This window comes from Enterobacter cloacae complex sp. IR5403 (assembly GCF_049238705.1).
Taxonomy (GTDB): domain Bacteria; phylum Pseudomonadota; class Gammaproteobacteria; order Enterobacterales; family Enterobacteriaceae; genus Enterobacter; species Enterobacter hormaechei_C.
On record NZ_JBMKHP010000005.1, the window covers coordinates 134,866 to 159,624 of the forward strand.

A 24,759-nucleotide genomic window follows, 5' to 3' on the forward strand; every position below is an offset into this window, starting at 1 on the left:
ATGAGGCTATGGCCTGTCGTTACCGGTGTCGCCATTGCGCTGACGCTGGTTGCCTGTAAATCTCCCACGCCGCCGAAAGGCGTGCAGCCCATTACCGGCTTTGATGCCAGCCGCTATCTCGGCAAATGGTATGAAGTCGCCCGACTGGAAAATCGCTTTGAGCGCGGTCTGGAACAGGTCACCGCGACGTATGGCAAGCGCAGCGACGGCGGTATCAGCGTACTGAACCGCGGCTACGATCCGGTGAAGAAAAAATGGAATGAGAGCGAAGGAAAGGCGTACTTTACCGGCGAACCGACCACGGCTGCGCTGAAGGTATCGTTCTTCGGCCCGTTCTACGGCGGCTATAACGTGATCAAGCTGGATGATAAGTACCAGTACGCGCTGGTCAGCGGCCCGAACCGAGACTACCTGTGGATTTTATCGCGCACCCCGACCATTCCGGATGCGGTAAAACAGGACTACCTGAACACCGCACGCGGTCTGGGCTTCCGGGTCGATCAGCTGGTGTGGGTGAAGCACTAACCTACTGATACGAAAAGGTGATACTTGCCAGGGCGTTGGCCGAGCCGGGGACCAGGTCTCCGGTTCGGATGTACTGCGCCTGGAACGGCAGGGACAGCGTTTGTGCCGAGCTGGTGGTCTGAATGAAAAACTGTCCCGTCGTGCCTGCGGCCGAGCTGTCCGGCCCCATCATCAGCGGCCCGGTACCGTTATAGAAAAACTGCACGCCAATGCCGGAGGCCGTGGAGTCCCCGGTCAGCGTGACGACCGACGAGGTATTTGACGGCGTGGTCTGATCGGTCATCACTGCGTTAACCGCCACGTTCTCATCACAGGTCAGGCTGACGTTAAACTCCCCCGACGGCGAGGTGCTGCCTACGCTGGGCAGCGTGTGAACATCAATGGTGCCCAGGTCGACGTTGGCGCTTTTCGTGCCTACCGTGCAGCCGCTTGCCGTCACCGTGATGGTGGTGGGGTTGATGATCACCTGCGCGGTTTTCACTTCGTTGTTATAGGCCGTCAGGATCGCCGCGTTAATGGTCGGGGTCTGGTATACGCCGGATTTCAGCGGAACGCCGGTCTTGATAAACGTCACTTTTGCCGACCAGCCCAGTGCGGTGGCGTAACCGTTAGTCCCATCGGCCGGATAGCTCTGCGTAATGCCCGTCTGCATCGGGACATAGGTGGTGCCGTTATAATCTTTAAGCCCAAGAATGAAGCCGATGCCGGGCACGCCCGTTTCAAATACCATGTAATTTGCGCCATCGAGAATAACCGTGATGCCGGTGGCGGTTATACTGCTGCTCGGCTCCAGCGTCCCTTTGGAGCAGGTAAATACCAGGCCGCACCAGAACACTTCCGCGACGCTCGCAGTGGCGCTCCATTCAGAGCCGATTGTCTTTCCAGGCACGATGGAGTCTGCCGGGCCGGACCACGACATGGGGGTTGGCGAAAGGGTGATATCCGATGTCCAGGAGAGGGCAAGTGCCTGAGAGGACATGAAAAACAGGGCTAAAAACAGTAAACGCATTATTGATACTCCGTCGTCCAGGTCGCCACTGCCGAAACGTCTCCGGCATTGACCGGCGCACCCGTGGCGGCCAGTCGCGCATAGAAGGTCATTTTTACGCTGTCATCCCCCGCCGCGCCGTAAGCAGCGGTTTGGGTGTCCAGCGGGATAAGTACGCTGTCTTTATCCAGAATCTGCACCGCCACGCCGGTCGCGCCGCCGTCAGCGACTTTCAGAAGCTGCGGGTTCTCGTCATCCGGCGTACCGCTGAAGCGGATTTTCACGCCAGCAAAGGTGGGGCCGCACGCTTCAAGGGTGAGCGTGAAGGGCGTTTTGATATTGCTGACCGCGCCCGCCTCGCTAAATTGCTTCACGCCGAGGGTGCCCAGCGGCACGTTTTGCTCCTTCGAATCTTCCGAGACAATGCAGGTATTGCCGATCACGTTGCCGGTCACGGAAACCAGCACGTCATAGCCGCGTGCGGGAACGGCGATGACCATCAGCAGGATCAGGGGGAGGAACCGGACGGTTACTGACATATGACCTCCTGGGAATAAAGCCCGGTGCGGGCGTGATAAGTCTGCGGGTTCAGCGCATAGCGGATCGTGCAGCGCTGGGCGCTGTCGCGTCCCCATACGGCATGCAATGTTCCCTGCGCTGACAGGCCGGTCAGATACACGCTGCCGCCATCGCCGACGATACCGCTGGCTTTGTCATCCTCTGACGAGACCAGCGTGCCGAAGGGGAGCACGTCTTTAGCGTGGCGTACGATAAACATCGCTTTTGCCCCCTGACGCGTGGTGAGGGTGGCGCGAACCAGTGCCCCGTCGGTGGGGATTTTATTGGCGATGGCGTTCTCAAGTTCCACGTCATTGCCCACGGTGGTGACATCCAGCGCAACCTGATTAACGCGATATGGCGTGGCGTACGGGATCACCGCATAGCCCCGGCTGTCGGTTTTGATGCCCTTGTGGTTGAGCACGGCGACATGGCTGGCGCCCGGAGCTTTCACGAGGATATTGGTGTTCCCGAGCGGCTGGCTCAGCGTCAGACCATCCTCATGCAGCACCGCTCCGCCGCTCATCCCGTAGCTGAGGTTGCGGGAGTCACCGGCGTAGCTGTAGCCCAGGTTATAGTCTCCCCACGCGCCCTCGTATTGCAGCGCGGCATCGCCGCCGTAGTGCTGCTGCGCGCTGTAGCGCTGGTTGACGCTATAGAAAAGATTCTCCTGCCCCGGCAGATAACCACTGACACCGGTACTGGCGGTGGTGCCAGCGGGATCCGCATGGGTAGCGGTAAAACGGAGACGGGTCGACAGCGCCGGATTACCCAGCGGCACCGACAGGGACAACGCGAGGATATTGTCTTTCTTGTTGTCGTACAGGCCAGAGCTACGCTGGGCGCTGATGCCAAGCGACAGGTTACGAAACGTCGCGTTCCACGCGAACTGCAAACTTTGCGTGGTTTTTGACGTATTCCAGTAGGTTTGTTGATCCCAGGACAGCGACAGCGCGCCGTATTCGCCCATCGGCTGCGACAACAGCAGCTGATTTTTTGCCTTACGCGACATATGCAGGTTGTAAACCGTGTCGTAGTGGGTGGTGATGGTGCCATCGTCTTCCACGGTCTGTTTTGGCGCTCCGCCCGCCATGCCTTTGTAAGTGGTATCGCTGAGGGTATAAAACCCTGCCGTTGAGTAACGCAGCGAGAAGAAATTGACCCGTGTACCGATATTGTTCAGCAGCTTGCTGTACCGCAGGCGCACCGAATCACCGGTGTAGTGCTGATTATCAGCCAGCTGGCTGCGGGCATGGGTGAGGTCGAGGGAGTAGGCGCCAAAGCGGCCGAGATTCTGCCCGATACCGAAGGCCAGGCCGTTGTAGCGATCGGAAAACTGCGCCCCGCCATAAAACGTGAGGCCGTATCGCCAGCCCAGGAACAGCTCGCCCTGCGCGAAGGAGGGCGAGATCTGATCGCCCGCAGGGCGGTATTTCCCCGCCCCCAGAGCATATTTGACCTGACCGTTACGCACCAGATTCGGCACGCTGGCAAAGGGCAGGGTGTATTGCGTCTGGCTGCCGTCGCTCTCCTGAATGGTAACCGCGAGATCGCCGCCGGAAGAGGTCGGATAGAGATCTTTCAGCACAAACGCTCCCGGCGGAACGGAGGTTTGATAGATGATGTTACCGTTCTGGCGAACCGTCACCGTGGCATTGCCGCGCGCGATGCCGCGCACTTCGGGCGCGTAACCGCTCAGGCTAGCGGGCAACATATTGTCATCGGTCTTCAGGGCAATCCCACGCAGGCCAACGGCGTCAAACACCTGCGAGGAGGTGAACGTTTCACCGGCGTAAACCTGGGCACGCAGGGCGCGGATATCCCGCTGTAGCCAGGTCTGGACGTGGGTGAGCTCGTTACTCTCTTTGGTCCACGTGGTGAAATCACGCAGCCGCCATGCGCCCAGGTTGGCGCCGCTGTTCAGGCTCACAAACAGCTGTTGTTCCCGCGTGCGCGTCTCGCCCCGGTATTCATTATTCGCGCCATTGACCACATAGTTCAGCCACGCGGCAGGGATGCCGGACTCCCAGCTCTCCGGGCTGACGTACCCGCGCGGCAGAGCGCGCATCGCGCTTTGCGGCACGGTGAAGTTGAGGGTAAGCGTCCTCTGGTCAAAATCAAACCGGGTATCGGCGAATGACCGGGTTAAAAAAATGCAGCGTTGCGCAGGCGGCAGCTCACCCCCTTTAGCCTGACGGCTGTCGATGCCAAGTGCGGCGAATTGCGCAGGCGTAAGGCACGGCAGGGCTTCACCGGCGGTGTTTTCAGCGACGCGAAACGTGACGTTACCTGTGAACGCGAACTGGGTGTTGATATACACGTTAAGATTGTACTCGCCCGGCGGCAGCGCGCTCCCGGCGTTGACCCAGGCGAGATCGGCGCTGTTGGCGCGCTCGCCGTTGAGAAACGCAGGATTAAATTGCAGCTCGCTTTCGGCAGCCACGGCTTGCCGAATCACCAGGGCGATCGCCGTGGCGCACAGGATTTTAATTTTCATGTGGTCACGCCTTACTGTTTTTATTATTGGGACAATGACGTGCGGGTGACGGGCGTCCAGGCCCCATAATCGTTAATCGTCTGGTAGCTCATGCTGCTCGCATGGCTGAAGGTGTCTGCCAGCGTCACGCTGGATTTCGGCGGCACCATGACGGGCGACACCGGCCTGCCATCAATTTTCACGTTAATGGTGGTGAGGTAATACGGCGTTGGGTTGGTCAGCGTGACCTTGCCCGCGCGGTAGGCGCCAGCAAGGTTTTTCCATGCCTCCCCTGCGCCTTCCCTGAGCCGCTCCGGGCGATAAAAGACCTTGATGCGGTTGGCAGAGGCGAATTGCAGCGAATTGCCGGAACCGTTTTTAACCTGCTGTGGGATAGCTTTGACCGTCATCCAGTACAGCGTTTCGCGATCCTCTGGCAGGGCGTTGCCGCTGAACATGATTTTCACCGCGCTTTCGCTGGCGGGCTTCATGACGTACAGCGGTGGCGTGATGATGAAGTCGTTGGTACGGCTCCCTTTCTCGTCTTCCATCCATGACTGGATCAGGAACGTAGCATCAGGATGGGTATTTCTTACCTGCATCATCGTCTGCGCTGCCGCGCCGGTGTAGATCAGCCGCGTTGCGCCTAACCCCACGCCGCCTGCGTACACGGCGGATGAACATAACGTGCCAGCCAGACAAATCCATGTGTTTACGCGCATTGTGCGTCTCCTGAAAGCTGAGTCAGACCCGGTCAGCAGACCGGGCCTGAAGATTACGAATAGGTCACGGTGTAGGTGGCGACCGCGCTGGCATCACCCGCCGTGGCGTTGCCCAGTGGGGAGTAATATTTCGCGCTGAAGTTCAGGGTGTTCGCTCCCGCACGCAGGGGGATCGCTGCTGCCGGCTCACCCAGCCTGACGACGTTGCCCTGCTCGTCATAAAGACGGATAGCGACATGCTGCGCCGAGCCCGCGCCGCCGTTTACGCCCGCGGCCAGGCTATTCACATCGGTACTGTCCGGCGTACCGGTGAAGGTGATAGCCACGGTCGTTGCGGCAATGGGGTTCTCTTCCGTGGACGCGGAGGTATCGGCGATTTCGCAATCTTCCAGGGTGATGGAAAAGGCTTTTGCGGTACTGGCTTCACTGCCTGCGGCAGCCAGCGTGGCGGTACGCACTTCACCCATGTCGACGTCGATATTGGCGCTACCGGCACTGATGGCACAGGCGGAGGTCACCACTTTACCGCTGAAGTTAACCGTGCCGCCGCTGGTGGTGGCGGCCAGTGCTGAGCCCGCTGGCAGCAGGGCGGCAATGCTTAATGCCAGCAGAGAATGGCAAGTAAGGCGTGCTTTCATTTCATAGTTCCTTGGTTTTTTTATTACGAGATTTGCTCTGAAAGCGGCAGGTCTAACTGGTTAAAAAGACCAGCAAATCTGTCTTATTCCTGAGCCCGAGTTTCCTTATCGCTGAGCTTTTTAAGGCGCTCACGCGACGATAAGAAAGTTTCTCCAGTTCTGCGATGTAACGTATATCCAGTCCGTTCCTGAGTTCCTTTAGTACCCTCCTTTCTCCAGGCGTCAGCGATAACGCCGCTGGCTGCTTTTGGGGCCGATAATGGCTATCGACCATTTTTGCTAGCTTTATCCGCCACTGATAAACCGTGTTCTGTAGCGAGATATAGGCATCAATATCTTCCCGGACCCATAACAGGGAATGGGCAGAGGTTGAGTACAGGCAGATAATCACCTCAGGATGCGTGGCTTTGATTTTTTTTAAATATTTCAGTGAGTCATACCCTGTATGGTATTTCTCTGCGCCGGATATAAATAAGATATCGATACGAATCGACGACAACGTCTTATCCAGTTCCTGATAACCTCCTTCGATGATAATGATGTGAAGGTCATCGCGGATGCTGCGTAATAACGTTTTAATGCCGTTTCTTGCATAATGATCGCCGCCCATCAATGCAACAGTAATATGCTGTGTTATTTGGCTGTTGTTCGTCATGTTATTCCTCGATTTATAATAGTAATCAGGCGAATTATTTATAAGGTTATCGCCAGTATTCTCGAAGCAATGACGTATTGCATAGTGTAGGCCTACTATACGTCGGCCAATAAAGAGGTAATCTGAATTAATCTAAAATTGTATTAATTACTAAGATCGAGACCGGTTACGACGCTTCCCTCTGATTGGTCTTATTCCGCTTCGCTTTCTGTAAATTATGATAGCCGCTATTTTTAATGAAAATTTAGCTTTGATAAATGTTTTGTAAGGAGTTTGTCGTCTGGTGTCAGCGCGGGTGTGAAGTTGCTGACGGGGATTAACAATTTACGAATGTTATCATCGATAAAAACTGATAGAAAGGTGGCTTAAAAGTATACAAAAACCATCTAAGTTATTGATATGAGTCAGGTTAAGAAAACTTAAGGCTTAAGGTTGCTGAATATTTCAGACACGCATGTCCGTGGCATACAATGTTTTTTTATGTAGAGATTTGTCAATGTCAAGAGGCGAGGAGTGCGCCAAAAGGAGAGGTTCTGATAATTGAGATGCTGCCGATAGTCAGATACTTCTGTGGAGCGGAAATTCACTTCACAAAACATCATAATGAGGTTGATCGCGGATGAAACGGCTCTGCACGCCGCATTCTACAAGGGTTGAGTTCTTATGCAGGTTCAGTGAAGCTTAAGGGATGAAATATAAATTAAGATTTTTCGCCAACGGCGAAGATATACAGCATGCCGTTAATCAGTCACATTAATCCCGACGTGAATGTCATCCCATACATGCGGTGACTCAGGTTCAACATCTGTTAACCGGAGAATTCATACTGCCCCTATGCATAAGCATTACATAATAAATAATATCGTCGAATTTCATCCTGCGGCCAGCACGTTACGTGATATCAACAATCCTGACCGTGTGGTTGTGTTAAATTCGCCAGCAGGCCGATGCCTGTTGTTATTAATCGACAGAGCGGGGTCGATTGTCACTCAGCAAGAGTTCCTGGATATTGTCTGGCAAAGCCGCGGCATGCTTGTCTCCTCCAATACCTATTACCAGAACATCTCCATCCTGCGCAAAGGGCTCAAAAAGATTGGTTTTGAAACTGACCCTATCGTTACCATTCCCCGGATTGGGTTGACGCTGGCAAGCGACACGCAAATAACCGTCAGAGAGTCTTCACCTGTCGCGCCTCAACCCGCAGAGGAACAATGTGTGGAGGCGCCAGCGATCGAGGAGGTATCTACAACTTCCGCGCCAGCAGCGCCCGTTGTCAGGAAGCCCACGCGCTGGCTGGCTGTCGTCATGGGGCTGTTGATCATCCTGGCCGGGGCAGGCGTGACGGGATATATGAACGCCACAGAAAACCGTTTTGTTGAGGATTACCGTTTTGCGGCATCCGTCGGAGCCTGTCGCGTTTATCTTGCGAACGACATTCAGACTCACGCAGAACGCGCTTCCGCGCTGACCTATGTGGAACAATTCAAGGCTGAATGCGCGCAATATCCCTGGGTTTACATCAGCTGGTACGCTCTACTTCCTCGTGCGTCGGTTATTCGCTGCGACCGGCCAATGAAAGAACCGAACCGCTGTATATCTGATTATTTCCTGAAGGATAGCTAGCATGACTCGTTTTCGGCAGATGCTGTATATCATCGTGACGGGCCTCGTCACGGCAGGCGTGCTGACGGGCTATTACCTGTGGCACCGAACTTACGTTCAGCCTTTTTCATGCCAGGCCAATCTGGTACAGCACCATCCGGATGAGACGCTGACGGTCTGGCTGAATTACACCTTCGACGGGAAATTCGGCACCCTGAGCATGAATGGCCGGGCAAAGAGCGATCCGGGTAAAACCATCGACAGGAAAATTTCCTTTCGGGTGGAGAGACAAGATCATCTCTATTTGCTGACGTCAGAAAAAAATATGACGTTCCCGGACGATAATGTCGACGACAGCTGGCTGGAAAAATATGAACCGCAATTTTTTGTCTATCCGGGCAAGAGTATTTATATGCGGATCAATGAACAACATAATGGTAACTATATCTTTACCTTAGGAACATTACCGACATATGTGTGTCGTGGTTCAAAAAAAGAATGATATAAACGAGAAAAACATTATATTTTCCTCCCGTCTCATTTATGCTTGATTTAAAATATCAGGATTATCTTGGAAATATAAAGTGCGACAGATCATGTTGCGATAATGTAATTAATTTTAAATTTGGCAAGTAAATGAAAAGTGTATTTGACTCCTCCGATGGGGGGAAATCAGTACCGGAAAAGTGTCTGCATATTGGGTTGATATTATGGCCCCGCTATTCACTCCTGGCCGTCTCCGGATTGCTGGAGGCGCTGCGTTATGCAGCGAAAGCGCAGGATAAATTAGCATTTAAAATCAGCCTGATAAGTGAATTTCCTGATATCCCGATTATCAGCAATGCGGGGATTATCATGAGACCGGATTCCCCCCATGCGCCGCCGGACAGTTTTAACTACCTTGCTGTTATCGGCGGTGAATTGCAGTATCTGGACTTAGGGTATCAGGGGGATAAAGCGTATCTGGCACATGCCCACCATGCCGGGGTTCCGCTCATTGGCATTGGCACCGGCAGTTTTGTCCTCGCACAGGAAGGATTGCTGAATGAACGGCGAGCATCCATCCATCCTTTCCACCTTGATGCATTTCGGCAGTCTTTCCCGCAGGTTTATGCTGAGCAAGGATATGATTTCATCGACGATGGCGATGTGCTGACCTGCCCGGGCGGTATTTCCACCCTGACGCTGGCAACTGAGCTTATCCGCGCCCATGCCGGGGATGATATCGCCAGCACCACCTGCCAGCGTTTGTCGCTCGTCCCGCATGAAATTGCCACCCCGCGTCCGGCCAATCTTGCGCTTATCCCTGACTCGCGGCTGCGCCGCGCCGTCATGCTGATAGAACAGTTCCTGACCCGGCCGCTCACCACCGCCGGGCTTGCGCGAGAAGTGGCATTGAGTGAACGCCAGCTCAACCGACTGTTCCACGCAGAATTCGGCAAAACTGCCCGCGAATTTATCCGCAGCGCCAGACTGCGCTATGCTTGCTGGCTGCTGAAGAACTCGCAGCAGAGCGTGACGGATATTGCACAGCGGATGGGGTTCAGCGACTGCGCGCACTTTATTCGTCATTTTCAGACGGAGTATGGTTGTACGCCTGGGGTGTGGCGCACGTCGCAGAGCTGAATATCATTACATTGCTGCCCTGAAACTTTACTCAACCGGAATATCACCATGAAAATAGAAGCCGCACACCCCTCGCAATTTGAACGCCTCGTCGCAGTCTGGGAGTCGTCCGTTCGCGCCACGCACCGCTTTTTGCAGGAAAGCGATATTGCGGCGCTGCGTCCGTTATTGCTCAACGCATATTTGCCTAATCTCAGGGTTGTGATTGCCCGGGATGACGTGGGTATTATTCACGGCTTTCTGGGCGTGGATAAAAATCGCATTGAAATGCTGTTTGTAGATGATGCGAGCCGGGGGAAGGGTATCGGGAAAATGCTGCTGCAATATGCCATCGCAGAATTCGGCGTAAATGAAGTGGATGTAAACGAGCAGAATCCGCAGGGGGTGGCGTTTTATCGTCATATGGGGTTTGAGCAGGTCGGGCGTTCGGAACTGGATGGGCAGGGGAATCCGTTTCCGCTGTTGCATATGAAGCTGAGCAGAAATACCGGGATTAGCGCTTAGCCTGCTTATCCCATTTTAATAAGCCGACAATATCTTTCTCACCTTCGGCCTCTTTCAGCAGGCGCTGCTTTTTTTCATATTCAATGTATTCTGAGCACGCCTTTTCATCAGCCGCTTTCTTGCTGATTTTTCCTGCGCCTTCTAAAACGTCCCGGTCGTTGAATTGCAGGAACTGATCGAGCTTGGTTTGCCAGTCTCGTAAAAATACCTGCTTGCGGCGTTTGGCCTGATCTTCGGCAAAATCGAGCCACATATTAACGACGCGATTAAGCTCGCTCACCTCATCCTGAGACAGATAATTTTTTGCGGTGGTGACATCGCTTTTACGGACTTCTTCGCCTTTATAGCTGGTCAACCCCATATGCGGTTGAGTGGCGTCCGCACGTTGGTGAATCAACTCAGCAGCGGTGTGCCCAGTGCAGGCAAAATGCAGTTTATTCTGGATGGTCTGAAAGAATTGCGTGGTTTCTTTGAGCGACGGCTGATAGTCAGCAGCTAATGCGAAAATCTCCCTCACGCGAAGATAGACCCGGCGTTCGCTGGCCCGTATATCGCGAATGCGTTCCAGCATTTCATCGAAATAGTCAGGGACGGCGGAAGATCCCACAGGCGGATTTTTCAGGCGCTCGTCGTCCATAACGAAGCCTTTAACCAGGTATTCCTGGAGCGTTTGGGTGGCCCACTGGCGGAACTGTGTACCTCGCGTAGACCGGACGCGATAGCCGATGGCGAGAATGACGGGCAGGCTATAGTGAAGTGTGTTGCGATTGACCTTGCGCTGACCTTCTTGCTGAACTTGTAAGTAAGCCTTACAAGTTGCTTTTTGTTCAAGCTCACCTTCTTCGTAAATGGCTTTAATATGCTGAGTAATAGCTTGAGGAGTGACCTGGTAAAGAGACGCAATGGCTGCTTGCGACAGCCAGAGTGTTTCATGTTCAAAGCGACATGTGATGCGAACCGTTCCATCATCACTGGCAAACATAACAAATTCGCCTGCCGGGGATTGGATTACGTCTTTATCTGCCATGTCGCCTCCACATCTAATGCACCTGGCAGGTAGTATGCCAGAAACAGCCGTTAAGCTAGGTGGTTTGTATTTGATTTTGCGAGGCGCTTTCCAGCATGTGGAATTTGGATCGCTGCAAGCGCGTCCTCTATCTCAATAAGCTTTGCTTTCGTCCGTTTATAATCATCCTGCAAACGCTGCTCCTGCTCGTTATACGCCACCAGAACGATGCATCCTTTCATGACCTTTACCGTGACCTGCTGCCCGGTATCAAACCCCGCCGCGCGCAGCCACTTGCCGGAAAGGATGATTTTCGGCGTGGATTTGTCGTAAACATTCGGGCGGTATCCCACAATTAATGAACGCTCGGTTCCGGATTGGTCAGTGTCTGGGGTAGAATGCGAATCAGCCATAATCAACTCCTTGATAGTTGGTGAGGTTAGCTCTCGTCCGGTGTTGCGAGCACCTGGCGAGGGCGTTTCAATTTGAGGTTTTCGTATGTTAAGGTACGTACCTCAGTGAAGATATATTGCTCTTGTAGGTACGTACATGTCAACAGCTAAACGCGACCCTAATAAATCTAAATCCGGAAAAGCACCAACTTTTCAAATTCGTATTACGCCGGAGTTGAAGGCGCAGTTTGATGAAGCTGCTAAGGATGCTGATATGAGTCTAGGAAACTGGCTCAAAAACCTAGGTCGGAAAGAATTGTCGAAATTAGGAATTGAGCCTAAAGGTTAGATTAATGGAACAAAGAATCAATATTATCTTCTTTAAATTGTAGGTTTTTAACCTCGAGTTTTCTTCGATAAGAAGAGTATCTAATTTCCATCATTTTAAATCCTTGTGAAATAGTAGATATTCTTCTCTGAGAAATATTCAGCTCAATGAGTGTACCTATAACCACATCTAAATAGTCATGTAAATTTTCAATAAGTATGGATGTGTAACTAGGGAGATTTCCTGTATGAACTATAAGGTTCCTGGCTCTGTAAATACGTCTTATCTGTTGTGCAACTCTTTGACCATGTATGTCTAAGCCATTTAAGATGTTTTTTGGAGATTTAAATAACTCTTCAAAAAAACAAATTCTATCTTTAAGTAAATGGAAATCTCTTGTTTTTTCCTTCAGAGTTGTAAGTATATGTTTGTTTTCTTCTAAAGCAAAAAGTTTAATGTATTTTATATAAAGATTTGCGCCAGAAATGGATTTTACTGCATTAATCCCTGCTCGTCTGTTCCAATTAAGGATGTCAGCTATTAATTTATTAATAAGTCTTTTGTAATACATCATATTCAAAAATGGTAAAGTGGAATTAATTATATTTTCAATATTGCTTACATTACCATTTGTTGGAATTATAGATTCAAGTGCAATCCAGAGGTTAATTAGTTGATTTTGTTCGGAGCCGCTATTTAAAGCAAGTGAATGTAGTTGTGCAGCATTGGTAAATTTATCAAAAGAGTCCTCTTCAAGTCTGAAATTGGAAATGAATTCATTGAGGATTCTTGATGATTTTTGTGCTTTCATATCAACGCATTTATGCATTGCGTTAACTTGCTTTCCTCTTTTTGTAAGTTGTTCACTTTCTTTATTTATTATCAAACAGTCGTCTTTGAAATCTAAAGTCTCCTTGTGATGAAATAACGAAAAGAGAGTGCCGAAGATTTTTAATAAATGATCTGCTTTTGCTTTTGCAGAGTCGAAATCACGTGCAGGTATATCATCTAATAATAAATATACACCGTCATGTTTCGATAATATATTTCGCGTGTTATTATCTGAAAAAATCCCTTCCTTTATCGGAAATTCTTTATCGATAACAATTTTGAAATTTGCACATGCGTCTTTTAGTTTTTCAAAAAGAAAAGATGCTTTATATATAACGGTGTATTTGTCTGTTTTACTTGGAAATTTTTTAAAAAAATCATTTATATTTGAGTTGTTTTCAATTCTTTCAGAGTCATGGTAGAAATATGATAGTGTCGCATAATATATATATTTGTCGCTAAAGCCAAAATTTAACAGCGTAGTGGCATAACTACGAGCAAGTTTCCTTATTCTATTAAAATCCGAGTTCTTTGTTATAGCATCAGAAAGTAATTCTTCATTTTTTTCTTTGTATTTTCTTAATGAAAGGTAATTAGATAAAATCTCAATAGTGGTTTTCTTGGATGAGATATCTACTTTGTCATTTTTTAATATAGCATTTATATCTTTCAATTCCTCATCAATGAGACTTTGAGCTATTTCATCTTTCTCAAGATTTTCGCAAAGTTCACTCAAAACATGTTTTATATTTGGTTCTTTTATATCACCAGACTCAACGGCGGCAATCACGATTAATGCCTCATTACAAAGCAAGCTGGCATTCATTGCGGATGGTTTATATGTGTCTAGGCTGAAGGTAAAAAACATTTCCTCAAAAGTTTGCGCGAAATAAAGTAAATGTTGTGATTGGCTTGGATTGACCCATTTTCGAATGCCACGATAGCGCATAACATTGCCCTCAAATTGCTTAAAAATTTTATGGGAACATAGTGCATTTTTGGCGGAAGATCACAGGAGTCGAACCTGCCCGGGAACGCTGGCGCCCCCAACTGGATTTGAAGTCCAGCCACCTCACCGGAGATGACGATCTTCCGCGCCTGCATTGCTACATGGAGGCGGGGCGCATTATAGCTACTTTCAGGCATTTACCACATACCCCACACCACTTTTTTCACCTCTCTTTTGACCTTAACCCCCCTGTTTCAGCTAATTCTTAAGAAAATCCTCAGGTTAGCATTTCGTGCTCATCAACTTTTATCCCGATCACAAAAAACAAGAAACGTAATCTCTTAACCAGAAAACGCAATACCCGCTCCTGAAACAATGGTTTAAAACCAATGCAACCGGTCTCAGCGCCCCCTACAGCGTGAAGGATAAAAAAGATGAGCGAAGTATTGTCAGTAAAAGAGAAGATTGGCTACGGCATGGGAGACGCCGCCAGCCATATCATTTTTGATAACGTCATGCTTTATATGATGTTTTTCTACACCGATATTTTTGGTATTCCCGCCGGGTTTGTCGGCACCATGTTCTTGCTGGCCCGCGCGCTGGATGCGATCTCCGACCCGTGCATGGGGCTGATTGCCGACCGCACCCGCAGCCGCTGGGGCAAGTTCCGTCCGTGGATTTTGTTCGGCGCGATCCCATTCGGCATCGTCTGCGTGCTGGCGTACACCACGCCGGACCTCAGCCTCAACGGTAAAATGGTTTACGCCGCCGTTACCTACACCCTGCTGACCCTGCTCTATACCGTGGTCAACATCCCGTACTGCGCGCTGGGCGGCGTGATCACCAACGACCCGACGCAGCGTATCTCCCTTCAGTCCTGGCGCTTTGTGCTGGCGACGGCGGGCGGCATGCTCTCCACGGTGCTGATGATGCCGCTGGTGAACCTGATTGGCGGCGACGATAAGGCGTTCGGCTTCCAGGGCGGGATCGCCGTGCTGTCGGTGGTCGCGTTCCTGATGCTGGCGTTCTGCTTCTTCACCACCAAAGAGCGCATCCAGGTGCCGCCGAGCACCACCTCCATGCGTGAAGATCTGCGTGATATCTGGCAAAACGACCAGTGGCGCATCGTCGGCGTGCTGACAATCCTCAACATTCTCGCCGTCTGCGTGCGCGGCGGCGCGATGATGTACTACTGCACCTGGATCATGGGCTCGCCGGAGGTGTTCGTCGCGTTCCTCACCACCTACTGCGTCGGCAACCTGATTGGCTCCGCGCTGGCGAAACCGCTCACCGACTGGAAGTGCAAGGTCAGCATCTTCTGGTGGACCAACGCCGCGCTGGCGGTGGTCAGCGTGGCGATGTTCTTCGTGCCGATGCATGCCACCGTGCTGATGTTCGGCTTCATCTTCGTTATCGGCGTGCTGCATCAGCTGGTGACGCCGATTCAGTGGGTGATGATGTCCGATACCGTCGACTACGGCGAATGGACCAACGGCAAACGTCTGACCGGCATCAGCTTCGCGGGCACGCTGTTCGTGCTGAAGCTCGGCCTGGCGCTGGGCGGGGCGATGATCGGCTGGATGCTGGCAGGCGGCGGCTACGACGCGGCAGCCAAAACCCAGAACAGCGCGACCATCAGCATCATCATCGGCCTGTTTACGCTGGCTCCGGCGATCTGCTACGTGCTGAGCGCCATTATCGCCAAACGCTACTACACGCTGAAAACCCCCTTCCTGACCAAAATCCTGCGCGAGCTGGCGCAGGGCGCGCGCCGCAATCAGCAGGAGTTTGAAAACCTGCCGGTCAGCAAAGAATTGCAGAACTAAGAGGACGTATGCATGAAAATCAGTGATGGAAACTGGCTTATTCAACCGGGCCTTAACGTGACGTATCCGGTCCAGGTGTTCGACGTGGAGCAGCAGGGCAATGACCTGGTGGTGTACGTCGCGCCGCGTGACGTGCGCGAACGCACCTGGCAGCTCGACACGTTGATGTTCACGGTGCGCCTGTTTGCCCCGCAGGAGGGGATTGTCGGGGTGCGCATTGAGCACTTCCAGGGCGCGCTGAATAACGCCCCGCACTATCCGCTGAACGTCCTGAAAGACGTGAAGGTAGAGATTGAAAACAACGCCGATTTTGCCGAGCTGAAAAGCGGCAGCGTCAGCGTGCGCGTCACCAAAGGCGAGTTCTGGGCGCTGGATTTCCTGCGCAACGGCCAGCGCATTACCGGCAGCCAGCTGAAAAACAACGGCTACGTGCAGGACAGCAACACCGATCGCAACTATGTGTTTGAACGTCTGGATCTGGGCGTGGGGGAAACGGTCTACGGCCTGGGCGAGCGCTTTACCGCCCTGGTGCGCAACGGTCAGACGGTCGAAACCTGGAACCGCGACGGGGGCACCAGCACCGAGCAATCCTACAAAAACATCCCGTTCTACCTGACCAACCGCGGCTACGGCGTGCTGGTGAATCACCCCGAGAACGTCTCGTTTGAAGTCGGCTCCGAGAAGGTCTCCAAAGTGCAGTTCAGCGTGGAAGGGGAATATCTCGAGTACTTCGTGATCGACGGCCCGACGCCGAAAGAAGTGCTGAACCGCTATACCCGCTTCACCGGCCGTCCGGCGCTGCCGCCTGCGTGGTCGTTCGGCCTGTGGCTGACCACCTCCTTCACCACTAACTATGACGAAGCGACGGTGAACAGCTTTATCGACGGCATGGCCGAGCGCGACCTGCCGCTGCACGTGTTCCACTTCGACTGCTTCTGGATGAAGGCCTTCCAGTGGTGCGATTTCGAGTGGGACCCGGTGACCTTCCCGGATCCGGAAGGCATGATCCGCCGCCTGAAAGAGAAAGGGCTGAAGGTCTGCGTGTGGATCAACCCGTATATCGGCCAGAAATCACCGGTATTCCGGGAGCTGAAAGAGAAGGGCTACCTGCTGAAGCGCCCGGACGGCTCTCTGTGGCAGTGGGACAAATGGCAGCCGGGGCTGGCAATCTACGACTTCACCAATCCGGACGCGTGCCGGTGGTATGCGGACAAGCTGAAAGGCCTGGTGGCGATCGGCGTCGACTGCTTCAAGACCGACTTCGGCGAGCGTATCCCGACGGACGTCCAGTGGTTTGACGGCTCCGATCCGCAGAAGATGCACAACTACTACGCCTACATCTATAACGAGCTGGTGTGGAACGTGCTGAAAGAGACGGTGGGAGAAGAAGAGGCGGTGCTGTTTGCCCGTTCTGCCTCCGTCGGGGCGCAACAGTTCCCGGTACACTGGGGCGGCGACTGCTATGCCAACTACGAATCGATGGCCGAAAGTCTGCGCGGCGGGCTGTCGATTGGCCTGTCCGGCTTCGGGTTCTGGAGCCACGATATCGGCGGGTTCGAAAACACCGCTCCGGCGCACGTCTATAAACGCTGGTGTGCGTTCGGGCTGTTCTCCAGCCACAGCCGCCTGCACGGCAGCAAATCCTACCGCGTGCCATGGGCGTACGATGACGAGTCCTGCGACGTGGTGCGCCACTTCACGCAGCTGAAGTGTCAGCTGATGCCTTACCTGTATCGTCAGGCGGCGCTGGCGCGCGAGTCCGGCACGCCGATGCTGCGGGCAATGATGCTGGAGTTCCCGGACGATCCGGCGTGCGATTACCTCGACCGCCAGTACATGCTGGGGGATTCAATGATGGTGGCGCCGGTGTTCTCCGAGGCGGGTGACGTGCAGTTTTACCTGCCGGAAGGGCGCTGGACGCACCTGTGGCACAACGATGAAATCGAGGGTAGCCGCTGGCATAAGCAGCAGCACGATTTCATGAGCCTGCCGGTCTATGTGCGCGACAACACGCTGCTGGCGCTGGGTAACAATAACCAGAAGCCAGACTATGCGTGGCACGAGGGGACAGCCTTCCAGCTCTTCAACCTGAGCGATGGCGCAACGGCGGTATGTGAAGTGCCTGCGGCGGACGGTTCTGTGGCGTTTACGCTGAAGGCGTCACGTCAGGGCGACGTCGTGACCTTTACCGGCGCGGGAGATGCGCAAAACTGGTCGGTATGCTTGCGCAACGTGCAGAAGGTCGGCGGCGTAAAAGGCGGTTCACATGTGGGCAGCGAGTGGGGTGTGGTGGTGAAAGCCGAGGGGGATGAGGTGGTGGTTCACCTCTGAGCTGGAAAAATGCCCGGTGGCGCTTCGCTTACCGGGCCTACATTAGATCGTAGGCCGGGTAAGGCGAAGCCGCCACCCGGCTATTTACTGTGCCGGAGCCACCGTCGACACCACACCACCCGTCATCGTCTGCTGCACCTGCTGTTTATCCATATTCACCGCGCTCAGCTTCCCGTTCACCGTCGGCTTCAGCGGCGCATTCGCCTGCACGCTGCCGCTGGCGGTGAGCTGAATATTGCCGTCGCCCGCAATCGGCAGCGCTGGCCAGCCCCACTGCTGCAAAACGTTGAATGGTACACCGCGCCCGTTCAGGCTCACGGTGGTTTGTCGCTGTGGCAGCTGTGACACGGTGGCGGTCGCTTCCAGAATACCTTTCTCGGTAAAGGCGCTCAGATCGGTAATATTTACCGTTGCGGCGTTGGCATTCAGCGCCAGCGACGGGCGACGCACGTCGACGCGGTTAAAGGTTGCTGCCGCCCCGTTGAGGGTTGCGTTACCGCCCCACACGCCCCACTTGTGATCCTGCGCCAGCCGCAGATTAGCGCCATAACCGTCGAGGGAGGTGATCTGCCACGGGAATGCCGGATCGATGTCGATCACCAGGTTGCGGCTCAGGCCGAATTTTTTCAGCGTCACGCTGTTCAGCCATGCCGGGAGCGGGTCCATCCACAGCGTTTTCCAGTTTTCCGGAAGCGTATATTCCAGCCCGGCAATGGCAACGTCGTCCAGCACCAGCGCCTGACCCTCGCGCAGCCAGTTGCCGGAGGTGCGCACCATGCCTCCTTCCCAGCGGGAGGTGAACTGACGCAGCGCAATGCCCTGCGGGGAGAATTCCGCGTTCAGGATAGGGTCAAACAGATGCAGCGAGCCGTAGATAAATTCGCTGGCGTTCATGGATAACCGTCCCTCCTGGCTTTGCCAGTCCCCTTTACTCAGGGTGAGGTTACGCAGGCTGAGATCGAGGTCGGTTACCGCCCAGTCTGGCCCCTGTAGACGGGCATCGGTCACTTCCAGCCGCCCAATCTGTAACGAAGGCAGGGTGGAGAGAGGGGCGAAGAAATCCAGCAGCGATTTGTCGCTTTGCAGGCGGATCTCATTCAGACGCAGGGTGTCGATAACCCAGCCACCGTCGGCATTACGCAGAGCCGAGCCCGTCAGCGAGCCGCGCGCCATATCGGCACCGATGGTATTCAGCACCACCTCTTTGCCGTTGAGTTGTCCCTGAATCAGCACGTTGTTGGCCGGTATGCCGTTGAGGGTGAGAGACCCGGCGCTCATCTGGATTTGCGCATTTTTCCCCAGTACGTTCCCCGCCTCGGGCTGCCACGGGCTGACGCCGCCGGTCACCTTTTGCGCACTGAGATCCCACTCCGTATTCGGGCTGTTAAAGGCCATGTTATTCAGTTGCAGACGGTCGGCCTGGAACGGCAGCGGCGCCGTCTGCGGCGATAAATTCAGTGTGCCATCGAACAGGGTGATGGCATCCATATGCAGCGGGTCGGTGATCTGGCGGCTGCTTAAGCCAATATCCACTTTTTTAGCGACCAGCGTGGCCGGTTTGCCATCTCGTCCGAAGGTAACGTTTTCCAGAAGGATGTGAGAAGGGGATGAAAAGCGGTGATCCATCAGGTCAAAGTTGAGCTCGTAATCGGTATTCACCGTGATCCAGCTGCTGACCTGCGATGCGCCCCAGCGGGTCTGGAGCAGAAAATAAAAGGCGAGCACTACAATGAGCAGGGCTACCAGAAGATAGATAAGCAGCTTTCCAATAAATTTCATGGTCTTCCTTCCCGCGAAACGCACATAAGGGTGTTATGCACGATTTATGCGCAATGCTCAAGGCGGGAATGGTGTAAAGAGATGTCACGGCAGGCATTGACAGCCTGCCGTGTGGGGATCAGTTCTTTTCAGGCGGGAAAATGAGATTCAGCACGATAGCGGTAATACCGCCCGCGGCGATGCCGGAAGAGAGCAGGTTTTTCACCCAGTCCGGGGCAAACTGCAAAATCATCGGCTGCTGGGAGACGCCAAGCCCTACGGCGAGAGACAGCGCAATAATCATGATTGCGCGGCGGTTCAGCGGCTCGCGGGAGACGATACGCACGCCGGAGGCCGCGATGGTACCGAACATGACCAGCGTCGCGCCGCCCAGGACCGGCTCAGGGATGTGCTGTACAAACCCGCTTACCGCCGGGAACAGGCCGAGGACCACCAGCATCAGCGCCACCACGAAGCCCACGTAGCGGCTGGCCACACCGGTCAGCTGGATCACGCCGTTGTTCTGGCCGAAGCAGGAGTTCGGGAAGGTGTTGAACACCGCCGAGACAAACGAGTTCAGTCCGTTCGCCAGCACGCCGCCTTTGAGACGTTTCATGTACAGCGGGCCGGAGACCGGCTGCTCGGACACGTCGGAGGTGGCGGTGATATCGCCAATGGTTTCCAGCGAAGTGATCATAAAGACCAGCATCAGCGGCAGGAGCAGACTCCAGTCAATGCCCAGGCCGTAGTAGAGCGGCGTTGGCACGGTAATCAACGCGCTGTTGGTTGGCGCGGTGTTTTCCGGCAGCATGCCCAGCGCCCACGCCAGCAGGTAACCGGCCGCCATGGCGATCACCAGCGATGCCACGCGCAGGTACGGGTTACGCTGGCGGTTAAGCAGAATAATGATCGCTAGCACGACGCCTGCCAGCAGCAGGTTTTTCGGCGCGCCGAAGGTATGGTCGCTCATTGCCGCGTAGCCGCCCCCGATGGAGGTCAGACCCACCTGGATCAGTGACAGGCCGATAATCATCACCACCACGCCGGAGACCAGCGGGGTGATCACCCGGCGCGCCAGATGCAGAACGCGGGAGATGATCATCTCTGTGCAGCTTGCCAGCATCAGGGTGCCGAAAAGCGCCGCCATCATCGTCGGGACATCTGCGCCGCCGGTTTTCAGTGCCGTACCGCCCATGATCAGCGGCGCCACAAAGTTAAAGCTGGTGCCCTGAATCGACAGCAAACCCGAGCCCACCGGACCCCAGGCTTTAATTTGAATGATGGAGGCCACGCCGGAAGCGAACAGAGACATACTGATGATGTGTTGCGTATCCTGCGCCGGTAACCCCAGCGCCTGGCAAATCAGCAGAGCCGGCGTGATGACCGCAACGAACATCGCCAGCAGGTGCTGGCAGGCGGCAAACAGGGTTTGAGGCAGCGGGGGACGATCTTCAAGGCGGTAAATCAGTTCGCTGTTTTGCTTCTGCGCAATCGGTTGCGCATCAGCAGACTCCAGAGTGTTAACAGACATCGGCGGCAATCCCACGGTGGAAAAGCGGGCATTTTAGCTGACCACCTGGTAAAAGCAAACGATTGCCAGCAAAAAAAAGAGAGAAAATCTGCCGGTGTGAGCAGGTTTTCTACAACGAACAGCAAAAAAAAATTACACTTTTCGCGCCGGCAGCTCATGACGAGCATCACCCGGCCCAGGATAACGCCGCGTGTGTATGGAATACGCGCATAACAGGAGCCTTTTATGATTCATCTCGATACGTTGTCGACCCTTGTTGCCGCAACGCTGGTTCTTCTGCTTGGTCGCAAGCTGGTACACAGTGTTTCCTTTCTGAAAAAGTACACCATTCCTGAACCTGTCGCCGGTGGATTGCTGGTGGCGCTGGCCCTGCTGGTGCTGAAAAAAAGCATGGGCTGGGAAATCGATTTTGATATGTCCCTGAAAGATCCGTTGATGCTGGCCTTCTTTGCCACTATCGGCCTGAATGCTAATCTCGCAAGCCTGCGTTCGGGCGGCAAGGTGCTGGGCGTGTTCCTGATTGTTGTGGTGGGCCTGCTGCTGATGCAAAACGCCATCGGCATCGGTATGGCGTCGCTGCTGGGGCTGGATCCGCTGATGGGTCTGCTGGCGGGGTCGATTACCCTGTCAGGTGGCCACGGAACGGGCGCGGCGTGGAGCAAGCTGTTCATCGAACGCTATGGCTTTGAAAACGCAACGGAAGTGGCAATGGCCTGCGCGACCTTTGGCCTGGTGCTTGGTGGGCTGATTGGCGGCCCGGTAGCGCGCTATCTGGTGAAACACTCCACCACGCCGGAAGGCAGGCCAGACGATGAAATGGTGCCGACGGCATTTGAAAAACCGGACGTTGGCCGCAGCATCACCTCGCTGGTGATGATTGAAACCATCGCCATGATTGCCATCTGCCTAACCGTGGGCAAAATCGTTGCGCAATGGCTGGCGGGAACGGCTTTCGAACTGCCAACCTTTGTCTGCGTGCTGTTTATCGGGGTGATCCTGAGCAACGGTCTGGCGCAGATGGGCTTCTACCGCGTCTTTGAGCGCGCAGTGTCCGTGCTGGGGAACGTCAGCCTGTCGCTGTTCCTGGCGATGGCGCTGATGAGCCTCAAGCTGTGGGAACTGGCCTCGCTGGCGCTGCCGATGGTGGCGATCCTGGCGGTGCAGGCCGTGTTCATGGCGCTGTATGCCATCTTTGTTACCTGGCGCATGATGGGTAAAAACTATGATGCGGCGGTACTGGCTGCGGGTCACTGTGGATTTGGTCTGGGAGCGACGCCAACGGCCATCGCGAATATGCAGGCGATCACCGAACGGTTCGGTCCGTCGCACATGGCGTTTCTGGTGGTGCCGATGGTGGGGGCATTCTTTATTGATATCGTCAACGCGCTGGTCATTAAGCTCTACCTGATGCTGCCGATGTTTGGCTGACCGTCAGGCGTTGGAATACCGCTCGGTTTCCGGCATCCAGCGTTCAATTAACGCTGCCGCCTGTTCGGGGTAGCGTTCATGAATATGACGCGCAAGGCGTTGTACTTCGGGGATCATGGCCTGATCGCGCAACAAATCCGCCACTTTAAATTCGGCGTTACCCGTCTGACGCGTGCCCAGCAGTTCGCCCGGGCCGCGGATCTCCAGATCTTTTTGCGCAATGACGAAGCCGTCATTGCTGTCGCGTAATACCTGCAAACGCATCTGCGCGGTTTTCGACAGCGGGGCTTTGTAGAGCAGCACGCAGTGAGAGGCGATCGCGCCACGGCCCACGCGGCCTCGTAGCTGGTGGAGCTGCGCCAGGCCCAGACGCTCCGGGTTCTCAATAATCATCAGGCTGGAGTTCGGCACGTCCACGCCCACTTCGATGACCGTGGTCGCAACGAGTAAATGCAGTTCGCCCTGTTTGAACGACTGCATCACCACCTGCTTCTCGGCAGGCTTCATGCGTCCGTGAACCAGACCGACGTTCAGCTCCGGCAGGGCGAGCTTTAACTCTTCCCACGTGGCTTCGGCAGCCTGCGCTTCCAGTAGCTCAGACTCTTCAATCAGGGTACAGACCCAGTAAGCCTGACGCCCTTCCTGGGTGCAGGCGTTGCGCACGCGGTCAATGATGTCGCTGCGGCGCGTGTCCGGAATGGCGACCGTTGTCACCGGCGTACGACCCGGGGGGAGTTCGTCGATGGTGGAGGTATCCAGATCGGCATAGGCCGTCATCGCCAGGGTGCGCGGAATCGGCGTGGCGGTCATGATCAGCTGATGCGGGTGGAAGCCCTGTTGCAGACCTTTCTCCCACAGCGCCAGACGCTGATGAACACCAAAGCGGTGCTGTTCGTCGATAATGACCAGCGCCAGGCCGTTAAACTGCACCTGTTCCTGGAAAATGGCGTGTGTGCCGACAATCATCTGCACCTGCCCGCTGGCAATGGCTTCCTGCTGCGCAAGGCGCGCTTTGCCCTTTTGCTTCCCGGCCAGCCAGCCCACTTCGATTCCCAGCGGGGCGAACCAGTTCCGGAAATTGTTGGCGTGCTGCTCGGCCAGCAGTTCCGTCGGCGCCATCAGCGCCACCTGCTTACCGTGGGCGATGGCGCGCAAAGCGGCCAGCGCGGCAACCAGCGTTTTACCGGAACCCACGTCGCCCTGCACCAGGCGCATCATTGGCACATCCAGCGCCATATCGCGTTCGATCTCGGCAGCCACCCGCGCCTGGGCGCCGGTGGGTTTAAACGGCAGTGAGGCCAGCAGCTTATCTTTGAGCTCATCACGCTGGCTTAAGGGCTGCGCGTGGAAGCGCTGCGCACCTGCGCGCAGAGCCAGCATGCTCAGGTTGTGAGCCAGTAATTCCTCAAGGATAAGACGCCGTTGGGCGGGGTGTTTACCGCTTTCTAAATCAACAAGCTGAAGCGTTGGCGGTGGACGGTGCAGGGTGCGCAACGCCTCCGGCAGGCTCATCATGCCCTGTGCCAGCTCCGGCGGCAGCAGCTCGTTAATGGCGCAGGTATCGAGCAGCTCCAGCGCCTGGTCGGTGAGCTTGCGCAGCGTAGCCTGCTTAATGCCTTCAGTGGTTGGATAGACCGGCGTGAGCGTCTCCTGTAGCTCAGGTGAGCTGAGATCGCCCTGCACGCGGTATTCCGGGTGGATCATCTCCGCGCCGTATTTGCCCCGTTTGGCTTCACCGTACGCAAGTACGCGTCGTCCAGTGGCAAGGCTGTTTTTCATTGCCGCATTGAAGTTGAAAAAGCGCATGGTGAGAATGCCGGTGCCGTCGCTGATCTGGCAGGTCATCATTCTGCGTCCGCCAAAGGTGATGTTGCAGTTCAGCACTTCCCCTTCAACGGTGGCGTAAATAGCGGGCAGCAGATCGCCAATTTTATAAAGCTGGGTACGGTCTTCGTAACGCAGGGGGAGGTGGAGCAGGAGATCCTGCACGGTGTGCAGGCCAATCTTCGCCAGTTTACTGCTTTGAGCCGCGCCCACGCCCGTCAGGCTGTTGAGCGGTATGGCGTCCAGCAGGCGGCCTTTCAT

The 24,759-nt window shown here is 54.5% G+C and carries 21 protein-coding genes and 1 tRNA gene; 9 read left to right on the forward strand and 13 right to left on the reverse strand.

Annotation, left to right across the window (positions count from 1 at the left end):
- Complete coding sequence (locus ACOTW6_RS09425) at positions 1-525, forward strand: lipocalin family protein (RefSeq protein ID WP_047050709.1); 525 nt, start codon at positions 1-3, stop codon at positions 523-525.
- Position 526: 1 nt separating this feature from the next.
- On the opposite strand, the gene ACOTW6_RS09430 is transcribed toward ACOTW6_RS09425, so the two are convergent.
- From ACOTW6_RS09430 to ACOTW6_RS09455, 6 genes are read right to left on the reverse strand one after another with little or no spacing between them, the layout of a single operon-like run.
- Positions 527-1,534 carry a fimbrial protein gene (locus ACOTW6_RS09430; protein ID WP_163324085.1) on the reverse strand — a complete coding sequence of 336 codons (1,008 nt, stop codon included), beginning with the start codon at positions 1,532-1,534 and terminating at the stop codon, positions 527-529.
- Positions 1,534-2,052 (reverse strand): fimbrial protein, encoded by a 519-nt coding sequence (locus ACOTW6_RS09435; RefSeq protein ID WP_062933107.1) that lies wholly within the window; start codon positions 2,050-2,052, stop codon positions 1,534-1,536. Before ACOTW6_RS09435 ends, ACOTW6_RS09430 begins: the two co-directional genes overlap by 1 nt.
- The gene (locus tag ACOTW6_RS09440) at positions 2,043-4,568 is read right to left on the reverse strand and encodes a fimbria/pilus outer membrane usher protein (RefSeq protein WP_062933108.1); all 2,526 of its coding nucleotides are present in this window, start codon (positions 4,566-4,568) and stop codon (positions 2,043-2,045) included. Before ACOTW6_RS09440 ends, ACOTW6_RS09435 begins: the two co-directional genes overlap by 10 nt.
- Before the next feature lie 23 nt (positions 4,569-4,591).
- The gene (locus ACOTW6_RS09445; RefSeq protein ID WP_062933109.1) at positions 4,592-5,269 is read right to left on the reverse strand and encodes a fimbrial biogenesis chaperone; all 678 of its coding nucleotides are present in this window, start codon (positions 5,267-5,269) and stop codon (positions 4,592-4,594) included.
- A gap of 53 nt (positions 5,270-5,322) precedes the next feature.
- Positions 5,323-5,907 carry a fimbrial protein gene (locus tag ACOTW6_RS09450; RefSeq protein ID WP_213789108.1) on the reverse strand — a complete coding sequence of 195 codons (585 nt, stop codon included), beginning with the start codon at positions 5,905-5,907 and terminating at the stop codon, positions 5,323-5,325.
- A 52-nt stretch (positions 5,908-5,959) separates the two neighbouring features.
- Positions 5,960-6,562, reverse strand: coding sequence for a helix-turn-helix domain-containing protein (locus ACOTW6_RS09455; protein WP_047050717.1), 603 nt, complete (start codon positions 6,560-6,562; stop codon positions 5,960-5,962).
- An 834-nt stretch (positions 6,563-7,396) separates the two neighbouring features.
- Here ACOTW6_RS09455 and ACOTW6_RS09460 point away from each other — a divergent pair.
- The 4 genes from ACOTW6_RS09460 (at position 7,397) to ACOTW6_RS09475 (ending at position 10,294) form a co-directional block, all read left to right on the forward strand.
- Positions 7,397-8,185: a winged helix-turn-helix domain-containing protein gene (locus ACOTW6_RS09460; protein ID WP_045329485.1), complete on the forward strand. Its 789-nt coding sequence runs from the start codon at positions 7,397-7,399 to the stop codon at positions 8,183-8,185.
- 1 nt (position 8,186) lies between these two features.
- Positions 8,187-8,666: a hypothetical protein gene (locus ACOTW6_RS09465; RefSeq protein WP_017693981.1), complete on the forward strand. Its 480-nt coding sequence runs from the start codon at positions 8,187-8,189 to the stop codon at positions 8,664-8,666.
- Between the two features lie 242 nt (positions 8,667-8,908).
- Entirely contained in the window at positions 8,909-9,790 is an 882-nt protein-coding gene (locus tag ACOTW6_RS09470; protein ID WP_213789128.1) for a GlxA family transcriptional regulator, read from the forward strand.
- 48 nt (positions 9,791-9,838) lie between these two features.
- Complete coding sequence (locus ACOTW6_RS09475; RefSeq protein WP_015570066.1) at positions 9,839-10,294, forward strand: GNAT family N-acetyltransferase; 456 nt, start codon at positions 9,839-9,841, stop codon at positions 10,292-10,294.
- Here the strand turns inward: ACOTW6_RS09475 and ACOTW6_RS09480 are convergent.
- Together ACOTW6_RS09480 and ACOTW6_RS09485 are read right to left on the reverse strand one after the other, a co-directional pair.
- Positions 10,284-11,321 carry a virulence RhuM family protein gene (locus ACOTW6_RS09480; protein ID WP_047354964.1) on the reverse strand — a complete coding sequence of 346 codons (1,038 nt, stop codon included), beginning with the start codon at positions 11,319-11,321 and terminating at the stop codon, positions 10,284-10,286. The genes ACOTW6_RS09475 and ACOTW6_RS09480 overlap by 11 nt on opposite strands.
- Before the next feature lie 50 nt (positions 11,322-11,371).
- Complete coding sequence (locus ACOTW6_RS09485; protein WP_006812446.1) at positions 11,372-11,713, reverse strand: SymE family type I addiction module toxin; 342 nt, start codon at positions 11,711-11,713, stop codon at positions 11,372-11,374.
- Positions 11,714-11,849: 136 nt separating this feature from the next.
- Here ACOTW6_RS09485 and ACOTW6_RS09490 point away from each other — a divergent pair, with 136 nt between their 5' ends.
- Positions 11,850-12,041, forward strand: a complete 192-nt coding sequence (locus ACOTW6_RS09490) for a toxin-antitoxin system HicB family antitoxin (protein ID WP_072034772.1) — start codon at positions 11,850-11,852, stop codon at positions 12,039-12,041.
- A gap of 1 nt (position 12,042) precedes the next feature.
- Here the strand turns inward: ACOTW6_RS09490 and ACOTW6_RS09495 are convergent, their stop codons facing one another.
- Both ACOTW6_RS09495 and ACOTW6_RS09500 read right to left on the reverse strand, forming a co-directional pair.
- Entirely contained in the window at positions 12,043-13,800 is a 1,758-nt protein-coding gene (locus ACOTW6_RS09495; protein WP_213789109.1) for a hypothetical protein, read from the reverse strand.
- A gap of 50 nt (positions 13,801-13,850) precedes the next feature.
- Positions 13,851-13,945: transfer RNA gene (locus tag ACOTW6_RS09500), tRNA-Sec, on the reverse strand.
- Between the two features lie 289 nt (positions 13,946-14,234).
- On the opposite strand from ACOTW6_RS09500, the gene ACOTW6_RS09505 reads away from it, so the two are divergent.
- Both ACOTW6_RS09505 and yicI read left to right on the forward strand, forming a co-directional pair.
- Positions 14,235-15,626, forward strand: coding sequence for a glycoside-pentoside-hexuronide family transporter (locus tag ACOTW6_RS09505; protein ID WP_017693975.1), 1,392 nt, complete (start codon positions 14,235-14,237; stop codon positions 15,624-15,626).
- A gap of 12 nt (positions 15,627-15,638) precedes the next feature.
- On the forward strand, positions 15,639-17,957 hold the full coding sequence (gene yicI, locus ACOTW6_RS09510) for an alpha-xylosidase (protein WP_213789110.1): 2,319 nt from the start codon (positions 15,639-15,641) through the stop codon (positions 17,955-17,957).
- Between the two features lie 84 nt (positions 17,958-18,041).
- Here the strand turns inward: yicI and ACOTW6_RS09515 are convergent, their stop codons facing one another.
- Positions 18,042-19,736 (reverse strand): AsmA family protein, encoded by a 1,695-nt coding sequence (locus ACOTW6_RS09515; protein ID WP_213789111.1) that lies wholly within the window; start codon positions 19,734-19,736, stop codon positions 18,042-18,044.
- A 118-nt stretch (positions 19,737-19,854) separates the two neighbouring features.
- The gene (gene xanP, locus ACOTW6_RS09520) at positions 19,855-21,246 is read right to left on the reverse strand and encodes a xanthine/proton symporter XanP (RefSeq protein WP_045333521.1); all 1,392 of its coding nucleotides are present in this window, start codon (positions 21,244-21,246) and stop codon (positions 19,855-19,857) included.
- 225 nt (positions 21,247-21,471) lie between these two features.
- Here xanP and gltS point away from each other — a divergent pair, with 225 nt between their 5' ends.
- Positions 21,472-22,674, forward strand: a complete 1,203-nt coding sequence (gene gltS, locus ACOTW6_RS09525; protein WP_006812438.1) for a sodium/glutamate symporter — start codon at positions 21,472-21,474, stop codon at positions 22,672-22,674.
- A gap of 3 nt (positions 22,675-22,677) precedes the next feature.
- Here the strand turns inward: gltS and recG are convergent, their stop codons facing one another.
- Positions 22,678-24,759: an ATP-dependent DNA helicase RecG gene (gene recG, locus ACOTW6_RS09530; protein ID WP_121478467.1), complete on the reverse strand. Its 2,082-nt coding sequence runs from the start codon at positions 24,757-24,759 to the stop codon at positions 22,678-22,680.

What these genes read in the sequence shown, in the direction of transcription:
- ACOTW6_RS09435 (WP_062933107.1), bottom strand. Translation starts at nt 2,052, where the DNA reads ATGTCAGTAACCGTCCGGTTCCTCCCCCTGATCCTGCTGATGGTCATC.
- ACOTW6_RS09445 (WP_062933109.1), bottom strand. Translation starts at nt 5,269, where the DNA reads ATGCGCGTAAACACATGGATTTGTCTGGCTGGCACGTTATGTTCATCC.
- ACOTW6_RS09490 (WP_072034772.1), top strand. Translation starts at nt 11,850, where the DNA reads ATGTCAACAGCTAAACGCGACCCTAATAAATCTAAATCCGGAAAAGCA.
- ACOTW6_RS09425 (WP_047050709.1), top strand. Translation starts at nt 1, where the DNA reads ATGAGGCTATGGCCTGTCGTTACCGGTGTCGCCATTGCGCTGACGCTG.
- gltS (WP_006812438.1), top strand. Translation starts at nt 21,472, where the DNA reads ATGATTCATCTCGATACGTTGTCGACCCTTGTTGCCGCAACGCTGGTT.
- ACOTW6_RS09460 (WP_045329485.1), top strand. Translation starts at nt 7,397, where the DNA reads ATGCATAAGCATTACATAATAAATAATATCGTCGAATTTCATCCTGCG.
- xanP (WP_045333521.1), bottom strand. Translation starts at nt 21,246, where the DNA reads ATGTCTGTTAACACTCTGGAGTCTGCTGATGCGCAACCGATTGCGCAG.
- ACOTW6_RS09505 (WP_017693975.1), top strand. Translation starts at nt 14,235, where the DNA reads ATGAGCGAAGTATTGTCAGTAAAAGAGAAGATTGGCTACGGCATGGGA.
- ACOTW6_RS09485 (WP_006812446.1), bottom strand. Translation starts at nt 11,713, where the DNA reads ATGGCTGATTCGCATTCTACCCCAGACACTGACCAATCCGGAACCGAG.
- recG (WP_121478467.1), bottom strand. Translation starts at nt 24,759, where the DNA reads ATGAAAGGCCGCCTGCTGGACGCCATACCGCTCAACAGCCTGACGGGC.
- yicI (WP_213789110.1), top strand. Translation starts at nt 15,639, where the DNA reads ATGAAAATCAGTGATGGAAACTGGCTTATTCAACCGGGCCTTAACGTG.
- ACOTW6_RS09430 (WP_163324085.1), bottom strand. Translation starts at nt 1,534, where the DNA reads ATGCGTTTACTGTTTTTAGCCCTGTTTTTCATGTCCTCTCAGGCACTT.
- ACOTW6_RS09480 (WP_047354964.1), bottom strand. Translation starts at nt 11,321, where the DNA reads ATGGCAGATAAAGACGTAATCCAATCCCCGGCAGGCGAATTTGTTATG.
- ACOTW6_RS09475 (WP_015570066.1), top strand. Translation starts at nt 9,839, where the DNA reads ATGAAAATAGAAGCCGCACACCCCTCGCAATTTGAACGCCTCGTCGCA.
- ACOTW6_RS09455 (WP_047050717.1), bottom strand. Translation starts at nt 6,562, where the DNA reads ATGACGAACAACAGCCAAATAACACAGCATATTACTGTTGCATTGATG.
- ACOTW6_RS09465 (WP_017693981.1), top strand. Translation starts at nt 8,187, where the DNA reads ATGACTCGTTTTCGGCAGATGCTGTATATCATCGTGACGGGCCTCGTC.
- ACOTW6_RS09450 (WP_213789108.1), bottom strand. Translation starts at nt 5,907, where the DNA reads ATGAAAGCACGCCTTACTTGCCATTCTCTGCTGGCATTAAGCATTGCC.
- ACOTW6_RS09440 (WP_062933108.1), bottom strand. Translation starts at nt 4,568, where the DNA reads ATGAAAATTAAAATCCTGTGCGCCACGGCGATCGCCCTGGTGATTCGG.
- ACOTW6_RS09495 (WP_213789109.1), bottom strand. Translation starts at nt 13,800, where the DNA reads ATGCGCTATCGTGGCATTCGAAAATGGGTCAATCCAAGCCAATCACAA.
- ACOTW6_RS09515 (WP_213789111.1), bottom strand. Translation starts at nt 19,736, where the DNA reads ATGAAATTTATTGGAAAGCTGCTTATCTATCTTCTGGTAGCCCTGCTC.